We start from the raw sequence: 17,631 nt of genomic DNA on the forward strand, positions 1-17,631 counted from the left end.
AATTCAATGAAAAAAGGCATTACCGTTATCATTTGTACATATAATGGAGCAACCAGGCTTTCAGAAACACTAAATCACCTTGCCGCTCAGGTTGTTCAAAAAAGCTTAAATTGGGAGATCATCCTCGTAGACAACGCGTCAACAGATGGCACATCTGCTTGTGCAACAGAAATATGGCGACAACATGATATTCAACATGTTCCCCTGAATGTTATCCACGAAAGTAAACCAGGCAAATTATTCGCTTTTCAAAAGGGAATAACCCAAGCCAAATATGAATATTTTATAATTTGCGATGATGATAATTGGTTAAGCCAGGATTACCTTAATGTCGCATTTAATATTTTGGACAAAGACCCAAAAATTGGGGCTGTTGGCGGTCAGGCCATTGCCGTATCTGAGGATGGAATTTCCTTTCCTGAATGGTTTGATGAAGTTAAAGAAGGTTATGCCGTTGGAAAACAAGCTAAAAATACCGGAGATGTCACGTACAAAGCAAGACTTTGGGGCGCCGGATTAGCATCAAGAACACAACTCTACTTGGATACATATATGACATTCCCTTCAGTTTTAATAAATAAAAATGATCAGAGTATATTGTCTGCCGAGGATACTGAATACTGCTTAAGAATCGTTCTTAAAGGATATCAATTATATTATGATTCTAATTTATCTTTAAAACACTACATAACATCCGGAAGACTGACGTTGAATTATAAGAGCAGATTATATGAAAATTTTAGCAATTCCAATGCAATTATGGATGATTACTACCTGGCATTAAAATTTGGCCATAAAGGGAACCTAAGCCTATTTAATAGAATAAGGTTAACTTTAATCACTCCGTTTAAGTATATTTTTTATTCGCACAAAAAGAAATCAAAACAAAGGAAGATTCTGAGCTATCTGCTACCATCTATTATTACTCCAGATTCCATTACCTCCAAAATAAAAAAGCTCATGGATGGGTAACKAATCNNTTAGNWYMTASWMCTRTMRRWAMWRAAGNCNAAARKRRTTTAKKRTGMTTAAAAAGATTAAAAGATTTGCAGAAAACATTACTGCTTTATCCAGATATTCTAACATAAAAACACAACTTTCAAAAAAAAGAAATATTTACTTTTTCTTTCCCTCATGGTCTTTTGGAGGTGCAGAGCGTGTCCATGTAGATATAATGAATCTTTTTAATGACCCTAAACCACTTTGCTTCATTACCGACAGGTCTATAACTAATGGATTCCAAGAAGAATTTGAGGCTGCCGCGGATGTCATTGAACTAGGCAGATGGGCTGAAAAAAAAGAACTTAAACAACACTTATTCAAAAAATTAGCTAAAGCTATAAACGCGCAAGAAAGCCCTATAGTTTCTGGGTGGTGCAGTAGATTTATGTATGACCTGATTCCTCTTTTAGAACCTCACGTTCAGGTAATCGATATTATGCATAATTTTACCGATGACGACAAAGGAATAGAATGGTATAGCATCCCTCATGTACCTAGAATAAACAAAAGGATAGTGGTAGGAAAGGTGCTTATCCAACAGTTTAAAGAATTGTACCGACTAAATAATGTCCCGGATAAGTATTTAGAAAGATTAACAGTTATTCAGAATAAAATTGCTTTTAACGGCTTTTTTCCTGTGAAAGATTATGACGGCGTATTGCAGGTCCTTTTTGTTGCCCGAAACAGCCCTGAGAAAAGGCCAAATGTGCTGATCAGGATCGCAGAAATCTGTTACCAGTTAAATCTTCCAGTTGAATTTAAAATTATAGGTGATTTTAAAGCAGGAGAAACAATTGTTCCACCGAACTCACTCGTCATTGGAGAAGTCCACGATAAAAACATCTTGAATAACTATTATAAGGAAGCGCATCTATTGCTGCTTACCTCCCACAGAGAAAGCTGGGGGCTTGTTGTTTTCGAAGGGATGAACCTGGGTGTTGTCCCAATATCAACGAACGTGGGTGAACTTTCAAATTACATTTCCAGCAAAAAAGAAAATGGAATTCTGGTTGAAAATCTCGACAATGGAGAGGACCTTGCGATGTTATTTGTTAAAGAACTAGAGAATTTTGTCAAAAACAGAGCGCTCTTAAAGAATTTTAGTAACAATGCTTTTAATACTATAAAGCAACTTTCTGATGAATGCGATTTTGATGAGGCCTACAAAAGGGAATTGTCAGTAATGCCTAAATAATATCTTTTTTCACCTAATTATCAGTCATAATCCTAATCTCTCTCACTCATCAACATTATCTTTGTTCAGCATGAACCCAAAAATAACAGTTTTTATGGCTGCTTACAACGCAGCAAATTATATAAGTGAGTCAATTCAAAGTATTTTGGACCAAACTTTTAAAAACTTTGAATTATTGATCGTGAATGATGGTTCTACAGATGAAACGGTCGACATCATAAGCAACTTCAAAGATCCCAGGATTAGGTTAATTCACAATGATAAAAACAGGGGCTTAACATATACGAGGAATGTTGTTCTAAATGAAGCCAGGGGCGAGTATATTGCAATATTAGATAGTGATGATGTTGCAGTACATAACCGCTTAGAACTTCAATACAACTTCTTTCAGGAACATCCGGATTTTGCACTGTGTGGCGGACATGGTTCTGTTATCGACGAGGTTGGCACCCCAGTGGCTGACAACCGATTTACTGTTCCTATCGAACCCGATAAAATAAAAATGACGCTGCTCTTTCAAAATACGTTTATCAATTCAACGGTAATGTATAAAAAGGCCGTATTAAAAGAATTAAACGGCTACGATGACTATGCACCGGCAGAGGATTATGAACTATTTATACGAATTTCAGACAAATACCCTGTAGGTAACTTAGATTCCATTCTGGTAAAATACAGAATTCATGGCAGCAATACTTCCATAGTACAATCAGAACTCGGCCGAATAAAAGTTCGTTCAATCAAAGAGAAACAGCTAACCAAGCTCCAAATAAATGCTGACAAAAAATTGACAGATGCTTTTTTCAGTATATTAGAATGGGATTATAGTACCCCTAATTTCGCAGACTACCTTTCTTTATTCACTAAATTAAAAGCAGCAAACAGATCTTTAAATAAATATCCTGAAATACCTTTTGAAATGATGTTGTTTAACTACTGGTTTGAAATAATTTACATAAAAAAAGCTAAAATGAATGCGCTTTCGTTACTATTAAATAAGAATATTTTTAAATGGTCTTATGTGAGTTTCCGTCAGCTTAGAAAAGCATTTAAGCTTTCAATCAAAGGAATAGGCCAATTATCTACATAAAAATGTGCAGTACTTGTAACAAACATTCCCTGTTTACTAAACATTAATCAATTCAATGAAAATTATCAGATTTTTAGGCGGTTTAGGCAATCAAATGTTTCAATATGCCCTGTATAAGTCTTTACAAAATAAGTTTCCCAATGTTAAAGCAGATCTGCATGGTTATAATGACTACCCACTGCATAACGGGTTTGAATTAGAGAATATCTTTGGTTCGAAAATAAACAAGGTCTCATCATTTACGAGTAATTTATACTACAATAAAAAATGGATTTATAGGAAACTTAGGAGGTTATTCGGTCTCAAGAATACTTATATAGAAGAAAAAACCCTCTTTTCATTCAACGAATCTATTCTCAATAATCCAAGAACAGCATATTATTGGGGATACTGGCAAAATTTTAAATATTTCGAGAATATTGCCGATGAAATAAAAAACGATTTCCAATTCACATCTCCTCTTTCCAAGGAAAATCAACAGATTTTGGATCAGGTTAAACTCAAGAATAGCGTTTCCATTCACATCAGACGAGGAGACTATCTTAAAGATCCACTTCTTGGGGGATTATGTGGCCCTGAGTATTACAAACAAGCGATTAGTTACGTCCAATCCGATTTAACTTCTCCAAGTTTCTTTATTTTCTCTGACGACATTGTTTGGTGTACAGAAAACCTAAATCTTGATAATTGTACCTTTATCTCTTGGAATAAAGAATTGTCTAGCTATATTGACATGCAATTAATGAGCTCCTGCAAGCATAATATCATTGCCAATAGCAGTTTTAGCTGGTGGGCAGCTTGGCTTAATCCAAACCCTGATAAAATTGTCATAGGGCCTAAAAAATGGGTAAATCACAGCGACCCAAATATCAGAATGTCATTTCCACAAAAGTGGATCAGCTTATAGCTGTATTTCTCCAAATATCAACTAAATTCATTTAATGAAAAAAATTGCTTACATCTATCAAACAACCAACAAATGGAGTTACGCGGCTAAAACTGTGGCTAATGGTTTTAAAAATGCTTTTATAGATCGTGGCGATTCCTTTCAATTTTTTGACATAAGTAAGCTCCAAAATTCATTTTGGCCAGCAGAAAAACTCAAGCTCGTCGCTTTCAGTCCTGATATTATATTCACTTCAGTAGATAATATTCCTTATCTACCCTTAAATAGGCTCAAACCTACAGCTCTTGTTCTTTGGGGATCTTTCTATTCACCTTGTGATTACGAGCCACAAATTGACACAATACTTAAAAAAACCAAACAGGTCTTAAGTAAATATAGTTCAAAACACAACATATTGATTTGGTCCCAACATGATGAACTCATTAATGAAAGATTTTTTTCAGGCTATCAAAAAGAATTGGGTCTAAAGGTTATTCAACTGCTCCATTGTGCAGACAAAACAAAATACACAGAACCATTACCAGCACCAGAGTTCGACTTTTTATGGGTTGGTAACATTGGTCACCGCCTCACAACATACAACTCGTTTATAGAGCCTTTAAAAAAGGAATTCGACAATTACCTGGAATATACAGAGCATAATATGATCAATCCAGAAACGATCGAAACCAGACAACTGTACAGCCGCTCATTTATAACTCCAAATGTTCATACAGAAGCCCAAATTAAAAACAAAATATTACTTAATGAACGTGTTTTCACCTCCACCATGCTTGGTGGATTCCAAATTTGCGATAATTTGCTCGCCAGGAAATATTTTAATGAAGACGAATTGATAATTGCTACTGACAGCGGCGACTTTATTGAAAAAACGCATCATTACATTTCGCATCCAGAAGAGCGAATTGAAATGATCAAAAAAATGCAGGTTAATATTTTAAAAAACCACACCTATTTTAATAGGATTGACGACATATTGGCTGCTTTATAATACGTCGATAAATTATATATATTTGATTAAAACAAAATTAAAAAATGTTAAAACGAATTAGAGATACAATATTTAAAAGTTCAGACGACAGGAAGTTATCTTTATTATTTAAAAAATATAGAAACCGTTTTGATCAATTTATCGACTATTTAGATCTTGATACGGACCTGCCAACCTTACACATCATTAAGCAGAACAATATTCATAAATACAGAGAGGCAAACAACTTCGATATATTTGTAGAAACAGGAACATACCTAGGTGATATGGTAGAATCTCAAAGAAAACATTTCAAGAAAGTGTATTCCATAGAACTTGGGGAGGACCTGCACATCAAGGCAGTCGAGCGATTTAAAGCCTATCCTAATGTTAAAATTATTCAGGGAGACAGTGGGATAATGCTAAAAACCCTTTTAAATGAGATTGATGAACCAGCGCTGTTCTGGCTTGATGGGCACTACTCATCCGGAATAACCGCTAAAGCAGATAAGAATACACCTATATTAAATGAACTGGAAATTATTTTGGCCTCAAAGATTTACCACGGAATACTTATCGATGATGCCCGCCTGTTCATAGGTAAAGATGACTATCCTAGTATTGACGAGCTTTGTACTTTTGTTAAAAGTAAAGATCCAAGTAGAATAGTAACTGTTTCTGATGACATTATTAAAATTTTCAGATAAACGAGCAACTTAAGCTAATGTAAAACGTAAAAAGGCGCTTTAAAAAATTTTAAAGCGCCTTTTATATATTATCTATTTTTTACAATTTCCTTTTAACTTCTACTTGTTCGTAAGCTTCAACAATGTCGCCTACTTCAATATTATTGAAGTTATGGATATTCAATCCGCATTCGTATCCTCTGGATACCTCTTTAACATCATCTTTATAACGTTTCAATGAAGCCAATTCACCTGTGTAAATTACCACACCATCTCTAACGATACGGATTTTGCTATTACGTGTAATTGTACCATCTAATACCATACATCCGGCAATTGTACCCACCTTAGTAATTTTAAAGGTATCTCTGATCTCAACGTTAGCAGTGATCTTCTCTTCAAATTCTGGAGCCAACATACCTTCCATCGCCGCTTTGATCTCATTGATCGCATCATAGATAATAGAGTACAAACGGATATCTATCTGCTCAGCCTCTGCCAGTTTACGCGCACCTGAAGATGGGCGAACCTGGAAACCTATAATGATCGCATCAGAAGCAGAAGCTAACAATACATCAGATTCAGAGATCTGCCCTACCGCTTTACTTATAATATTGATTTGAATCTCTTCAGTAGAAAGTTTCAATAATGAATCAGATAGTGCTTCAATTGAACCATCCACATCACCTTTAACAATCAAATTAAGCTCTTTAAAGTTACCAATCGCTAAACGACGGCCAATCTCATCAAGAGTAATGTGTTTCTGAGTACGAAGACCCTGTTCACGCATTAACTGTAAACGTTTGTTTGCAATTTCTCTTGCTTCAACTTCACTTTCAAGTGCATTGAATTTATCGCCTGCTGTTGGTGCACCTTGCATACCCAATACCTGAACTGGTACTGATGGGCCTGCTTTATCTACTTTTTGTCCGCGCTCGTTAAATAACGCTTTTACACGTCCACTATAACTACCTGCCAAAATTGGATCACCTATTTTCAATGTACCTGCCTGTACAAGAACCGTTGTAACAATACCACGTCCTTTGTCCAAAGTAGCCTCAATTACGCTACCTGTTGCACGTTTATTAGGATTAGCTTTCAAGTCTAACAACTCCGCCTCTAATAAAACTTTCTCTAATAGTAAATCTACATTTAAACCGCTTTTACCAGATATCTCTTGCGACTGGAAGTTTCCACCCCAATCCTCAACAAGAATATTCATTATTGATAATTGCTCACGTATCTTATCTGAGTTTGCACCCGGCTTGTCAATTTTTGTAAAGGCGAATACCAATGGTACACCCGCGGCCTGAGCATGGTTGATGGCCTCTTTTGTTTGAGGCATCACAGCATCATCCGCCGCTACAACAATAATTGCAATATCCGCTACCTTAGCACCACGTGCACGCATCGCTGTAAAGGCTTCGTGACCCGGTGTATCTAAGAAAGTAACTTGTTTTCCTGTTGGTGTAGTTACCATGTAAGCACCAATGTGTTGGGTAATACCACCCGCCTCACCAGCTACCACATTCGCTTTACGGATATAATCCAGTAGTGATGTTTTACCATGATCCACGTGTCCCATTATGGTAACAACAGGTGCTCTTGGTAATAAATCGTCTTCAGAATCCTCCTCTTCAATAACAATATCACTTTCATCATCTGGTTTAACGAATTGTATTTCATAACCAAACTCATCAGCAACAATCGTTAAGGTTTCAGCATCCAAACGTTGGTTGATAGATACAAACATTCCCAAACTCATACAAGTTGCGATAATCTTTGTAACCGGCTCATCCATCATTGTAGCCAATTCATTTGCTGTAACAAACTCAGTAACCTTTAAAACTCTAGATTGCAACTCTTGTTCCATTGCAGCTTCATCTGCTGAAAGGGCAACATCATCACGTTTTTGACGACGTAATTTAGCACGCTGAGCAAACTTACCAGATTTACCTGCTCCACTTAAACGAGCAAGTGTTGCTTTAATCTGATCTTGTATTTCTTTTTCCGTAGGTTCTTCTTTCGGACCACTGTGACCTCCTGGGCCTCCTGGTTTGCTNTYSSWARAGNKTMGNGTCTGTTGGCTGTATTGTTTGTATTATTTCTAAAATCCGGTCTGTTGCCAACTGGGGGTGCAGGTCGTTGTTGACCCGGTTGTCCTTGTTGTCCACTTGGCTGTCCACCACCTTGTTGGTTACCTCCACCGGTAGGTTGGCCATGGCCGCCCTGTCCAGGATGCCCACCCGGAGTTTTTTTACGTTTACGTTTTCTTTTCGCATCAGCGCTATCAGCCGAAGATGCTACTGGTTGAGATTTACGATCAGGCGTAGTCGGTAAAACAATTTTACCAATGATATTCGGACCTGAAAGTTTTACAGAGCGAGCTTTAATTACTTCCGTTTCTTCAGGTTTCTCAACCTTAGGTGCAGGAGGAGGAGTCGGCACTACTTTAGKYRCCANMWRCYYCTGGAGCTTTCACTACAGGTGGCTCTACAGCTTTAGGTTGTTCAACCACTACTGGTTTAACCTCTTCTACAGGTTTTACAACTTCTTGTTTTACCTCTTCAACTGGCTTCTCAACTTTTTCAGCCGGTTTTTCTTCTTTTACAACTTCCTTAGGTGCTTCCTCAGCAACAGGAGCTTTTGGCTCTGGTGTTGGGACAGGCACAGGGGCAGGAGTTTCGTCCGCTTTAACCGGACGTGTTTTAGAATTTAAATCATCAAGATTTATTTTTCCAACTATTTTAACACCAGGTAAAGAGCCTTCTTCTGTTTTATCTGCAGGAGTTTCTGGCGCTGCCGGTTTAGCCGGAGCTTCTTCCTTAGGCTTCTCAGCTGGAGGAGTATACGAATGAAGATTCTTGATTAAAACGCCTTCGTTTTCGAATTCAACATTTTTTCTAGGTACTTCAGCAACTTTCTCAGTTACTTCAGGTTCATCACGACGAATTTTACCAATAACAATTTGATTGGCTTCTTCTTTTACGATTTTATCGCCCTGAAACTCTTTTAACAGCGCATTATACATGTCGCGAGAGAGCTTAGTAGTGGGTTTATTCTCAACAGAAAAGCCTTTCTTTTCCAGGAACTCAACGGCCGTAGCTATCCCTACGTTAAGTTCCTTAACTGCTTTAAATAAAATTATTGGTTTGTCGTCTGACATTGATATCCTATTTTTTCTTTAATTCTTATACAAAAGTAACGTTTATTCTTATTTATTTCATCTGTAGGTCGTGAGTTTTTGTATTATTCAAATTCTGATTTCAAAATACTCATCACTTCCTTGATGGTTTCTTCCTCCAAATCGGTACGTTTAACCAATTCATCAACGGAAAGTGCTAACACACTTTTAGCAGTATCACATCCGATAGCTTTTAGCTCATCTATGATCCAGCTATCGATCTCATCCGAGAATTCTTCTATATCCACATCCTCATCTTCTTCACCAGCTTCACGATACACATCTATTTCATAACCGGTTAATTTACCAGCAAGTTTAATGTTATGACCACCGCGACCAATTGCCAATGAAACCTGATCAGGTTTTAAATAAACTGAAGCATGTTTTGTTTCATCATCTAATTTAATAGATGTGATTTTTGCCGGGCTTAATGCTCTGGTGATATATAATGAAATGTTATTGGTAAAGTTAATTACATCAATGTTTTCATTTTTAAGCTCTCTAACAATGCCATGTATACGAGAACCTTTCATACCCACACAAGCTCCTACCGGATCGATTCTATCATCGTAAGATTCTACAGCAACTTTAGCTCTCTCTCCTGGTTCACGAACAATTTTCTTAATGGTAATTAAACCATCAAAAATCTCAGGAACTTCGATTTCGAATAAGCGCTGTAAAAACTCAGGGGCAATTCTCGAGATGATAATTTTTGGAGTGCTGTTCACCATATCCACTTTAAGGATTACGGCACGAACGGTATCACCTTTTTTGAAATAATCAGCCGGGATCTGTTCAGTTTTAGGCATCATTAATTCGTTGCCTTCATCATCAAGAACCAGTGTTTCTTTTTTCCAAACCTGATAAACCTCTCCGGTTACAATCTCTCCAACCCTGTCTTTATATTTTTTAAAGATTTCGTCTTTTTCAAGTTCTAATACTTTTGAAACAAGTGTCTGACGGGCTGCTAATATAGCTCTTCTTCCGAAACTCTCTAAAGTGATCTGCTCAATGTAATCGTCGCCAACTTCCATATCCGGATCTAATTGTTTAACCTCAGCAAGTTCAATTTCTAAATCATCGTCCTCAGAAAAGCCATCTTCCATCACTTTTCTGGTACGCCAGATCTCTAAATCTCCGTTATCCGGGTTAACAATTACGTCACAATTCTCATCAGTACCATATTTTTTACGCAACATACTGCGAAATACCTCTTCCAGCACACTAATCACTGTAGGGCGGTCGATGTTCTTAAAGTCCTTAAACTCCTGAAATGAATCGATTAAATTAATATTGCTCATTCTTATTTAAATGAAATTAAAACCTTTGTTTCTGTTATACTATTAAAGTCGATTCCGGTTTCTACCAGAACCGCCTTTTTTCCTTTTTCTTTCACTTTTGCTTCTATAGTGATGCCATTGTCATCTACAAAAAGCAATTTACCTTCTTTTATTTCACCGCCAGCAAGCTTTACACTTAAATCGCGGCCAATGTTTTTATCGTATTGTCTTTTCAGTTTCAATGGCTCCCCAACTCCGGGAGACGAAACCTCTAAATTATAAGCTTTATCAATCGTGTTTTCCTCTTCCAAATGAAAACCAACATGTCTGCTAATGGCTGCGCAATCCTGTATAGTGATTCCTTCATCGCCGTCAACATGAATAATCAGTTTATTATTTGGCAGCATTTTCACCTCAACAAGAAACAACTCCGGTCTGTCCGAAATTTTTTCTTCTACTAATTCTGTTACTCTTTTTTCTATCTGCATAACCAATTCACCAGTAATAGAAAAGAGGGGACTTTTGCCCCCTCTTACCTCTATTACCGTGCAAATGTAAGAAATATTTTTGCAAATTAAAAATGCTATAACACAATCACTTCTGCTTGTAAAAGAAAGCCATTTTTAGCTTCTGCCAACTTCTTCACAAGATTACCGTTTCTTCACACCTGATTCAAATCTCCTTCACACAAAATCCACGAAGTCCTTTTTGTGAACAAAGTGTGGTTATGTGTGAATTATGTGAGCAGAAGTTATTATCTGGTTAATAATTTCTGCAAAGGTTTTATGCTATAATTCACTTTACCCTTCATAATATCTTCGGCATTGCCAAAGCGTGCGTTCAAATATGTGATAATTAAATAATCCCTGCCTTTTACAAATGGTTCTTCAGGAACAAATACTACTTCCTCCTCAATAATGCGTATTTGGCCCTTAACGGGCGTTTCTTTTATGGTCGTATCGTTCTCAGATGGTGTTTGCAAAACCGAAATCACATCGTAAAAAACAGAGTCGGCAGCTGGTGCATTTTTAAGTTGCAAAAGCCCGGGCTGATCTATATTACCAAATACAATAGATGAACTATCGGCCGAGAAACCTATTAAAAGTGGCTTACTATTTGTTGATGTACACGAACAAACAAATGAAATGGCACAAAATGCCATCAATATCCTAACAAAAAAATTAACCATAACACTAAATTAAGCTTTATGAAACTAATTGTCGAAATTTTATTAATGGGTCTTGCAGTATTTCTGGGGGCCAGAATTGTACCCGGGGTACATGTAGATGGTTATGGATCTGCAATTATTGCAGCCATATTAATTGCATTGGCAAATTCCACAATTGGCCTTATTTTGCGCCTGTTTACGTTCCCCATCAACTTTCTTACGTTAGGGTTGATGTCGTTCGTTATCACTGTTTTAATGATATTATTGGTTGATTACCTTATGGCAGGATTTAATACTACCGGATTTTGGGCAGCAGCACTTTTAGCAATAGTAATAGCCTTGATTAAAGCTATATTTGGAGCTATTGCAGGTTCTGATAAAGATTAAATACAAGTCGCCGTCATCTCTCCTAGCGTAGAGATGACGGCGTTTACTCTGTATGCTCCCATGTCATTCCCAAATTCTCTAAAGAATGCTTTCAAGATCCGCAGGAGAGTAATTTATAGATTTCAATGTCTTGTTATCTTTAGTTCTGTACACTAAAAACAACGAGTCTTCTTCTTTAAAATAGGAATCGCTATCATCTTTAGCCTTATAATGGGCTATTGTTTGATTTGCCTCCTCTTCAGACCTACATGCCTTACTCATATTTGAACGGTGTACTTCATCAAAAAGGTCTTTAAATTTATCTGCAAGACCAAATTCTAAAATAGCACCAGCTAATACATACTGTATATCGCATAAAGCATCTGCTACCTCAACCAGGTTATTCTCTTCAATGGCTTGTTGTAATTCCTTCACTTCTTCAACAAGCAGAGAAACTCTTAAATCACTTCTTTGTTTTGATGGAATAATGGGCGAATTCTCTATAGGATGCTTAAACGTTCTGTGAAATTCGGCTACCTGATTCAATGAGTTTGACTCTTTCATGCTTTAATATTGAGTTATAAAATTCTTTTAATTTTTTTCTTTTACGTGGTCGGCCAGTTCATACCCGCTTTGCTCACTTTTATCTTCTAAAAACAGCAGCACTATTAATGAAATGATAGGAATAAGAAAGGAGATAAAAAACCAGAACCAAAATTTCCTGCCCATGCTTTTCGCAAGTATCCCAGCCACAATCTGCGGAATTAACATAACGCATAAAAGGAGAATTTCGGGCATATTTCTTTGTTTTTATAAACTATGATAAGTTTATAAAAACAAAGATAATAATTACGATTATTTAACGGATGATCTCTCGGGAGATTACCATTTTTTGAATTTCAGAAGTTCCTTCGTAAATCTGGGTGATCTTAGCGTCACGCATCAATCGCTCAACATGATACTCTTTTACGAATCCGTAACCGCCGTGTATCTGAACCGCTTCTACTGTTACATCCATGGCTACTTTTGAAGCATACAGCTTAGCCATCGAGCCGGCAAGTGTGTAGGATTGCCCCTGGTCTTTTAACCATGCTGCTTTATAAACCAGCATTCTTGCCGCTTCTATGCTAGTGGCCATATCTGCCAGCTTAAAGGCGATTGCCTGATGTTCTGCAATGGGTTTACCAAAAGACTTACGTTGTTTTGAATAGTTTAGTGCCAACTCGTAAGCTCCGGCTGCAATACCCAGGGCTTGTGCCGCAATACCAATTCTACCGCCCTCAAGCGTTTTCATTGCAAACTTAAACCCAAATCCATCTTCACCAATTCTATTTTCTTTTGGCACTTTAACGTCGTTAAACATTAGAGAATGTGTATCAGATCCACGGATACCCAATTTGTTTTCTTTTGGACCAACCGTAAAACCTTCCATTCCTTTTTCTACTATAAACGCATTTATCCCTTTATGTTTTAACGCCTTATTTGTTTGTGCAATTACGAGGTATGTTGAGGCTGTACCACCATTGGTAATCCAATTCTTGGTGCCATTTAGCAGGTAATGATCACCTTTATCTTCTGCGGTCGTTTGCTGCGATGTTGCATCAGAACCTGCTTCGGGCTCCGACAAACAAAAGGCCCCGATCTTTTCGCCGGACGCCAAAGGCTTTAAATATTTTTCTTTTTGAGCTTCGGAGCCGAACGCCTCTAAACCGTAACATACCAAAGAGTTGTTTACAGAAACAACTACAGAGGCAGATGCATCTACCTTAGACAGCTCCTCCATTACCAGTACGTATGAAACTGCATCCATACCGCTACCGTGGTATTTTTCTGAAACCATCATCCCTAAAAACCCTAGTTCACCAAGCTTTTTTACTTGTTCTGCCGGAAATTTCTGGTGTTCATCTCTTTCAATAACTCCAGGCTTAAGTTCATTTTGTGCAAAATCCCTTGCAGCCTGCTGAATCATCAATTGTTCTTCACTTAGTTGAAATAGCATAATTATATATAATAAAAAAATACGTACTGCCAAATTTAGTATTTCTCAACCAAATTACTATGGTAGCATAGTATTATTTTTTATAATATAATTACAGCCTATTTCAGCAAATGGTTATTATCATCAGGGAAAACCAATATCGGGTGATATTTTTTCGCTTCTTCAATTGGTAAAGATCCATAAGACATAATGATAAGAATATCACCCACCTGAACTTTACGGGCTGTAGCTCCATTTAAACAAACGGTTCCTGTTCCTCTTTCACCTTTTATTACATAGGTTTCGAAACGCTCACCGTTATTGTTGTTCACGATCTGCACTTTCTCGTTTGCAATAATTTGCGCAGCATCCATTAGATCTTCATCAATGGTAATACTTCCAACGTAATTCAGTTCTGCCTGTGTTACTTTAACACGGTGGATCTTCGATTTTAATATCTCGATAATCATAACGCAAAGTTAGATAAAGTTTCTGAATGAATGGTTTTCCGTTTTTCAGCTAAGTATCATATTATCGATAAGCCTTGTTTGCCCTACTTTGGCAGCTACAAGAGCTATAATATTCTGATCTTTTTCGTTTGTCTCAGGAAGTAATGTTTTTCCATCGGCAATCGTAAAATAGTCAAGCTCAACCCCAGGTGTTTCTTCAATTAGCTTCCTGGCCTTTTCTAAAAGCTCAGGTATGCTTTTGCTCTTAAAATTATCACTTACATAGGTAAGTGCTTTGCTTAATACTAACGCATTTTTTCTGTCGATAGCACTAAGATGTATATTTCTTGAGCTCATGGCTAACCCATCGTCTTCTCTTATAATCGGACAAGAGATAATTTGAACCGGAAGGTTGAAATAGGCGACCATGTTTTGGATCATCAATACCTGTTGATAGTCCTTTTGTCCAAAGAACGCGACGTCCGGACTTACGGCATCAAATAGTTTTTTTACAATTTGGGTTACTCCCTGGTAGTGTCCTTTTCTAAATTCACCTTCTAAAAGAAACTCTGCGGGTCCCAGATCAATATGCCATTTCTCTTCGGCAGGATACATTTCCTTTACCGAAGGCATAAATACCACATCACATCCGGCATCTTTGAGCATAGCCATATCATGCTCCAGCGGACGCGGATATTTCTCTAAATCTTTAGGATCTGTAAATTGAGTAGGGTTCACAAATATGCTGCAAACCACTATATCAGCCTGCTTTTGAGCCATTTTTATTAATGACACATGACCCTTGTGCAGCGCACCCATAGTTGGCACTAAAGCAATTTTCTGCTGAGCCAATTTAATTGGGCCAAGCAACGACTTTAACGCCGCAATAGTATTTAGTACTTCCAAACCAGCTTATAAAATTTCAGGGGGCAAAGTTGGTTATTTATCCATTCCCAACAAAACATCTTGCGTATTATATTGATAAATGTTATTATTTTGCTTACCTTTGCCCCTTGATAATCTTTTCTTTAACATAAATTTTTATTTACGAATATGGAGATGGCCAAAACGAAGCTACTGATTGTTACACACGAGATGTCGCCTTTCCTTGAACTCACAAAGATTTCAGAAATTACCCGTCAGTTACCTCAGGCAATGCAGGATAAAGGATTTGAAATCCGTATTTTAATGCCAAGGTTTGGAAACATTAATGAAAGAAGGAACAGATTACACGAGGTTATCCGTCTTTCAGGCATGAACATTATTATTGATGACAATGACAACCCGTTGATCATTAAAGTTGCCTCAATTCCGGCGGCAAGGATGCAAGTTTACTTTCTGGATAATGAAGATTATTTCCAACGCAAGTATGTATTTAGGGATAAGGAAGACAAGTTCTACGCTGATAATGATGAAAGAACAATTTTCTTCTGTAAAGGTGCGCTTGAAACCGTTAAAAAATTAGGCTGGTCTCCAGATATCGTTCATTGCCATGGCTGGATGACATCTTTAGTACCTGCATATATTAAAACTACTTACAAAAACGATCCTACTTTTAAAAATTCAAAAGTGGTGTATTCAATTTATGAGGACTGTTTCTCTGAAACAATGAATACTGATTTGTATAAAAAAGCAGTAATGAACTCTATGACTGTTGAGGATACTAAAGTATTTGAAAAAGCAGATTGTAGTGCCTTGCATATTGGAGCAGTAACTTATTCTGACGCAGTAGTTTTAGCTGATGAAAACATCAATGCTGATGTGTTAAAATTTGTTAAAGATTCTAATAAGCCAACTTTAGCTTTTAATTTAACCGAAAATTTCGAAAACTTCTACTCATTATATGAAGAGATTTCGGATGAAGAATTGGTTTCAATAGCTTAAACTCAGGTATTCTAAAATATGAAATTTATAAAACTAGACTTATTGACCCTGTTGATAGGTCTTTTTCTTTTTGCATCTTGTAAAGATGCCAATACTATCGGCCTTACACCTGATGGCGACTCTCCTATTAAAGGTATTTTAGACAATACCGTTCTGGTTGATTCCAAAACTGTTCTTGATTCAGCTACTGCATCAATTGGATTAGCAAGACATCCCCTGGGTTATACTACCGGAGATGCTACTTTTGGAACTACCGAAGCAAGCCTTTCTATGACGGTAAGCCTTCCTTCAACTAGTTATAGTTTCGGAGGAATACCAACCGTAGATTCAGCGATTCTGGTTTTACCTTACTCAACTCAATTTTATGGTGATACAACAACTTCCGTTTATAGCCTGAATGTGCACCAGCTTAAAGATGATCTTTCTTTACAAAAGGTCTTTTTAAGTAATAAAGTATGGCCTGTAGAAACTGAGGTGGTGGGCTCTATTACAACTAAGATAAAGCCAAAAACGCCTTTTAAAATCACGGATATCGTGAAAGGAAAACCAGATACACTTAAGGCTGTGGCTCCGCAACTAAGGATAAAGCTAAGCAACACATTTATTCAGGAACATATTTTAAATGTAGATTCAGCACAAAGAGCAACAAACACTAAATTCTCGGCAGTATTTAAAGGCCTGCAGGTAAGTGTTAACAAAACTTCCTCAAGTGGTCCTGGAGGTGTAATGTTTATCAATTTTGGTGGAACTGATGCTAATCTTCAGATTTATTATAAAAAGCAGGTTGGAACAAGCGTTGTCGAAAAAGATACTGTAGCGGTTAATTTCCCTATATCCTCAAGTTCGGGCCCTATAGCAGCAACTGTTAAACATGATTACACAGGAACACCAGTTAAAGCGCAATTAGATGCGCCAACGGCATCATTTGATGTTACTTACTTACAAGCACTTTCTGGCGTAAGGAATAAAATTTCTTTCCCCGATCTAAAAGCTTTTGTAGATAAGGTAAAGGCCGGAAATGCAGACGCCCGTGTAGTAATTAACAGAGCAGAATTGGTTGTTAACCTTAAAAGCGGAACAGATGTCTCTCCCTGGAATGCTGCTCAGAGGTTATCACTTTACAGACTTGATATAGCCGGTCAGAGAGCAAACATTCCAGACAACGAGGGTCCTACACAGGCCAATCCTAACCCACCCGCTACGTATGCCGGTTCTGAAGCAGCATTTGGTGGATTCTATGACACGACTAATAAAAGATATATATTTACTGTAACTAGTTACCTGCAGGCTTTAATTGACAATAAGACTGTAGATTATGGTACTTACCTGGCACCTAGTTCACTTACTGAATACAATGTTTTCCCTTCTTTAACTTCCGGAGCAAGGTCAATCATAAACACCGCAACTCCCGCTACAGGCGAAAAAGGGATCAAGCTAAACATCTATTACAACATAGTCGACTAGCTAAATTT

The 17,631-nt window shown here is 37.2% G+C and carries 17 protein-coding genes; 9 read left to right on the forward strand and 8 right to left on the reverse strand.

Going from position 1 to position 17,631, the window contains the following annotated elements; translation table 11 throughout:
* Positions 1–6 precede the first annotated feature (6 nt).
* The 6 genes from N824_RS25235 to N824_RS25260 all read left to right on the forward strand — a co-directional run bounded on the left by N824_RS25235 (position 7) and on the right by N824_RS25260 (position 5,871).
* Entirely contained in the window at positions 7–972 is a 966-nt protein-coding gene (locus tag N824_RS25235) for a glycosyltransferase (RefSeq protein ID WP_048907875.1), read from the forward strand.
* A gap of 202 nt (positions 973–1,174) precedes the next feature.
* A complete protein-coding gene (locus N824_RS25240) occupies positions 1,175–2,197 on the forward strand; it encodes a glycosyltransferase family 4 protein (RefSeq protein ID WP_161662360.1) in 1,023 nt (340 codons plus the stop codon).
* Between the two features lie 70 nt (positions 2,198–2,267).
* Positions 2,268–3,287, forward strand: a complete 1,020-nt coding sequence (locus N824_RS25245; protein ID WP_048907877.1) for a glycosyltransferase — start codon at positions 2,268–2,270, stop codon at positions 3,285–3,287.
* Between the two features lie 55 nt (positions 3,288–3,342).
* Positions 3,343–4,194, forward strand: coding sequence for an alpha-1,2-fucosyltransferase (locus N824_RS25250; RefSeq protein ID WP_048907878.1), 852 nt, complete (start codon positions 3,343–3,345; stop codon positions 4,192–4,194).
* Positions 4,195–4,228: 34 nt separating this feature from the next.
* Positions 4,229–5,185: a glycosyltransferase gene (locus N824_RS25255; protein ID WP_048907879.1), complete on the forward strand. Its 957-nt coding sequence runs from the start codon at positions 4,229–4,231 to the stop codon at positions 5,183–5,185.
* A gap of 44 nt (positions 5,186–5,229) precedes the next feature.
* Entirely contained in the window at positions 5,230–5,871 is a 642-nt protein-coding gene (locus N824_RS25260) for a hypothetical protein (protein WP_048907880.1), read from the forward strand.
* 79 nt (positions 5,872–5,950) lie between these two features.
* Here the strand turns inward: N824_RS25260 and infB are convergent, their stop codons facing one another.
* The 4 genes from infB to N824_RS25280 form a co-directional block, all read right to left on the reverse strand.
* A complete protein-coding gene (infB, locus tag N824_RS35290) occupies positions 5,951–7,723 on the reverse strand; it encodes a translation initiation factor IF-2 (protein WP_235207295.1) in 1,773 nt (590 codons plus the stop codon).
* Positions 7,724–9,099: 1,376 nt separating this feature from the next.
* Positions 9,100–10,335 (reverse strand): transcription termination factor NusA, encoded by a 1,236-nt coding sequence (gene nusA, locus N824_RS25270; protein WP_048907881.1) that lies wholly within the window; start codon positions 10,333–10,335, stop codon positions 9,100–9,102.
* A 2-nt stretch (positions 10,336–10,337) separates the two neighbouring features.
* Positions 10,338–10,802 (reverse strand): ribosome assembly cofactor RimP, encoded by a 465-nt coding sequence (rimP, locus tag N824_RS25275; protein WP_048907882.1) that lies wholly within the window; start codon positions 10,800–10,802, stop codon positions 10,338–10,340.
* A gap of 266 nt (positions 10,803–11,068) precedes the next feature.
* A complete protein-coding gene (locus N824_RS25280) occupies positions 11,069–11,503 on the reverse strand; it encodes a hypothetical protein (RefSeq protein WP_048907883.1) in 435 nt (144 codons plus the stop codon).
* 18 nt (positions 11,504–11,521) lie between these two features.
* Between N824_RS25280 and N824_RS25285 the strand changes: the two genes are divergently transcribed.
* Positions 11,522–11,869: a phage holin family protein gene (locus tag N824_RS25285; RefSeq protein WP_048907884.1), complete on the forward strand. Its 348-nt coding sequence runs from the start codon at positions 11,522–11,524 to the stop codon at positions 11,867–11,869.
* Positions 11,870–11,947: 78 nt separating this feature from the next.
* On the opposite strand, the gene N824_RS25290 is transcribed toward N824_RS25285, so the two are convergent.
* The 4 genes from N824_RS25290 to panC all read right to left on the reverse strand — a co-directional run bounded on the left by N824_RS25290 (position 11,948) and on the right by panC (position 15,181).
* Positions 11,948–12,412, reverse strand: coding sequence for a nucleoside triphosphate pyrophosphohydrolase family protein (locus N824_RS25290; RefSeq protein WP_048907885.1), 465 nt, complete (start codon positions 12,410–12,412; stop codon positions 11,948–11,950).
* Between the two features lie 295 nt (positions 12,413–12,707).
* Positions 12,708–13,847: an acyl-CoA dehydrogenase gene (locus tag N824_RS25300; protein ID WP_048907887.1), complete on the reverse strand. Its 1,140-nt coding sequence runs from the start codon at positions 13,845–13,847 to the stop codon at positions 12,708–12,710.
* Positions 13,848–13,945: 98 nt separating this feature from the next.
* Positions 13,946–14,296 (reverse strand): aspartate 1-decarboxylase, encoded by a 351-nt coding sequence (gene panD, locus N824_RS25305; RefSeq protein ID WP_048907888.1) that lies wholly within the window; start codon positions 14,294–14,296, stop codon positions 13,946–13,948.
* Between the two features lie 45 nt (positions 14,297–14,341).
* Complete coding sequence (panC, locus tag N824_RS25310; protein WP_048907889.1) at positions 14,342–15,181, reverse strand: pantoate--beta-alanine ligase; 840 nt, start codon at positions 15,179–15,181, stop codon at positions 14,342–14,344.
* A gap of 153 nt (positions 15,182–15,334) precedes the next feature.
* Here panC and N824_RS25315 point away from each other — a divergent pair, with 153 nt between their 5' ends.
* Both N824_RS25315 and N824_RS25320 read left to right on the forward strand, forming a co-directional pair.
* The gene (locus N824_RS25315; protein ID WP_048907930.1) at positions 15,335–16,159 is read left to right on the forward strand and encodes a glycogen/starch synthase; all 825 of its coding nucleotides are present in this window, start codon (positions 15,335–15,337) and stop codon (positions 16,157–16,159) included.
* An 18-nt stretch (positions 16,160–16,177) separates the two neighbouring features.
* Entirely contained in the window at positions 16,178–17,623 is a 1,446-nt protein-coding gene (locus N824_RS25320; RefSeq protein ID WP_048907890.1) for a DUF4270 domain-containing protein, read from the forward strand.
* The last annotated feature ends 8 nt before the right edge of the window (positions 17,624–17,631 follow it).

This window comes from Pedobacter sp. V48 (genome assembly GCF_000523515.1).
GTDB lineage: Bacteria > Bacteroidota > Bacteroidia > Sphingobacteriales > Sphingobacteriaceae > Pedobacter.

What these genes read in the sequence shown, in the direction of transcription:
- N824_RS25235 (WP_048907875.1), top strand. Translation starts at nt 7, where the DNA reads ATGAAAAAAGGCATTACCGTTATCATTTGTACATATAATGGAGCAACC.
- N824_RS25240 (WP_161662360.1), top strand. Translation starts at nt 1,175, where the DNA reads ATGAATCTTTTTAATGACCCTAAACCACTTTGCTTCATTACCGACAGG.
- N824_RS25245 (WP_048907877.1), top strand. Translation starts at nt 2,268, where the DNA reads ATGAACCCAAAAATAACAGTTTTTATGGCTGCTTACAACGCAGCAAAT.
- N824_RS25250 (WP_048907878.1), top strand. Translation starts at nt 3,343, where the DNA reads ATGAAAATTATCAGATTTTTAGGCGGTTTAGGCAATCAAATGTTTCAA.
- N824_RS25255 (WP_048907879.1), top strand. Translation starts at nt 4,229, where the DNA reads ATGAAAAAAATTGCTTACATCTATCAAACAACCAACAAATGGAGTTAC.
- N824_RS25260 (WP_048907880.1), top strand. Translation starts at nt 5,230, where the DNA reads ATGTTAAAACGAATTAGAGATACAATATTTAAAAGTTCAGACGACAGG.
- infB (WP_235207295.1), bottom strand. Translation starts at nt 7,723, where the DNA reads ATGGAACAAGAGTTGCAATCTAGAGTTTTAAAGGTTACTGAGTTTGTT.
- nusA (WP_048907881.1), bottom strand. Translation starts at nt 10,335, where the DNA reads ATGAGCAATATTAATTTAATCGATTCATTTCAGGAGTTTAAGGACTTT.
- rimP (WP_048907882.1), bottom strand. Translation starts at nt 10,802, where the DNA reads ATGCAGATAGAAAAAAGAGTAACAGAATTAGTAGAAGAAAAAATTTCG.
- N824_RS25280 (WP_048907883.1), bottom strand. Translation starts at nt 11,503, where the DNA reads ATGGTTAATTTTTTTGTTAGGATATTGATGGCATTTTGTGCCATTTCA.
- N824_RS25285 (WP_048907884.1), top strand. Translation starts at nt 11,522, where the DNA reads ATGAAACTAATTGTCGAAATTTTATTAATGGGTCTTGCAGTATTTCTG.
- N824_RS25290 (WP_048907885.1), bottom strand. Translation starts at nt 12,412, where the DNA reads ATGAAAGAGTCAAACTCATTGAATCAGGTAGCCGAATTTCACAGAACG.
- N824_RS25300 (WP_048907887.1), bottom strand. Translation starts at nt 13,847, where the DNA reads ATGCTATTTCAACTAAGTGAAGAACAATTGATGATTCAGCAGGCTGCA.
- panD (WP_048907888.1), bottom strand. Translation starts at nt 14,296, where the DNA reads ATGATTATCGAGATATTAAAATCGAAGATCCACCGTGTTAAAGTAACA.
- N824_RS25315 (WP_048907930.1), top strand. Translation starts at nt 15,335, where the DNA reads ATGGCCAAAACGAAGCTACTGATTGTTACACACGAGATGTCGCCTTTC.
- N824_RS25320 (WP_048907890.1), top strand. Translation starts at nt 16,178, where the DNA reads ATGAAATTTATAAAACTAGACTTATTGACCCTGTTGATAGGTCTTTTT.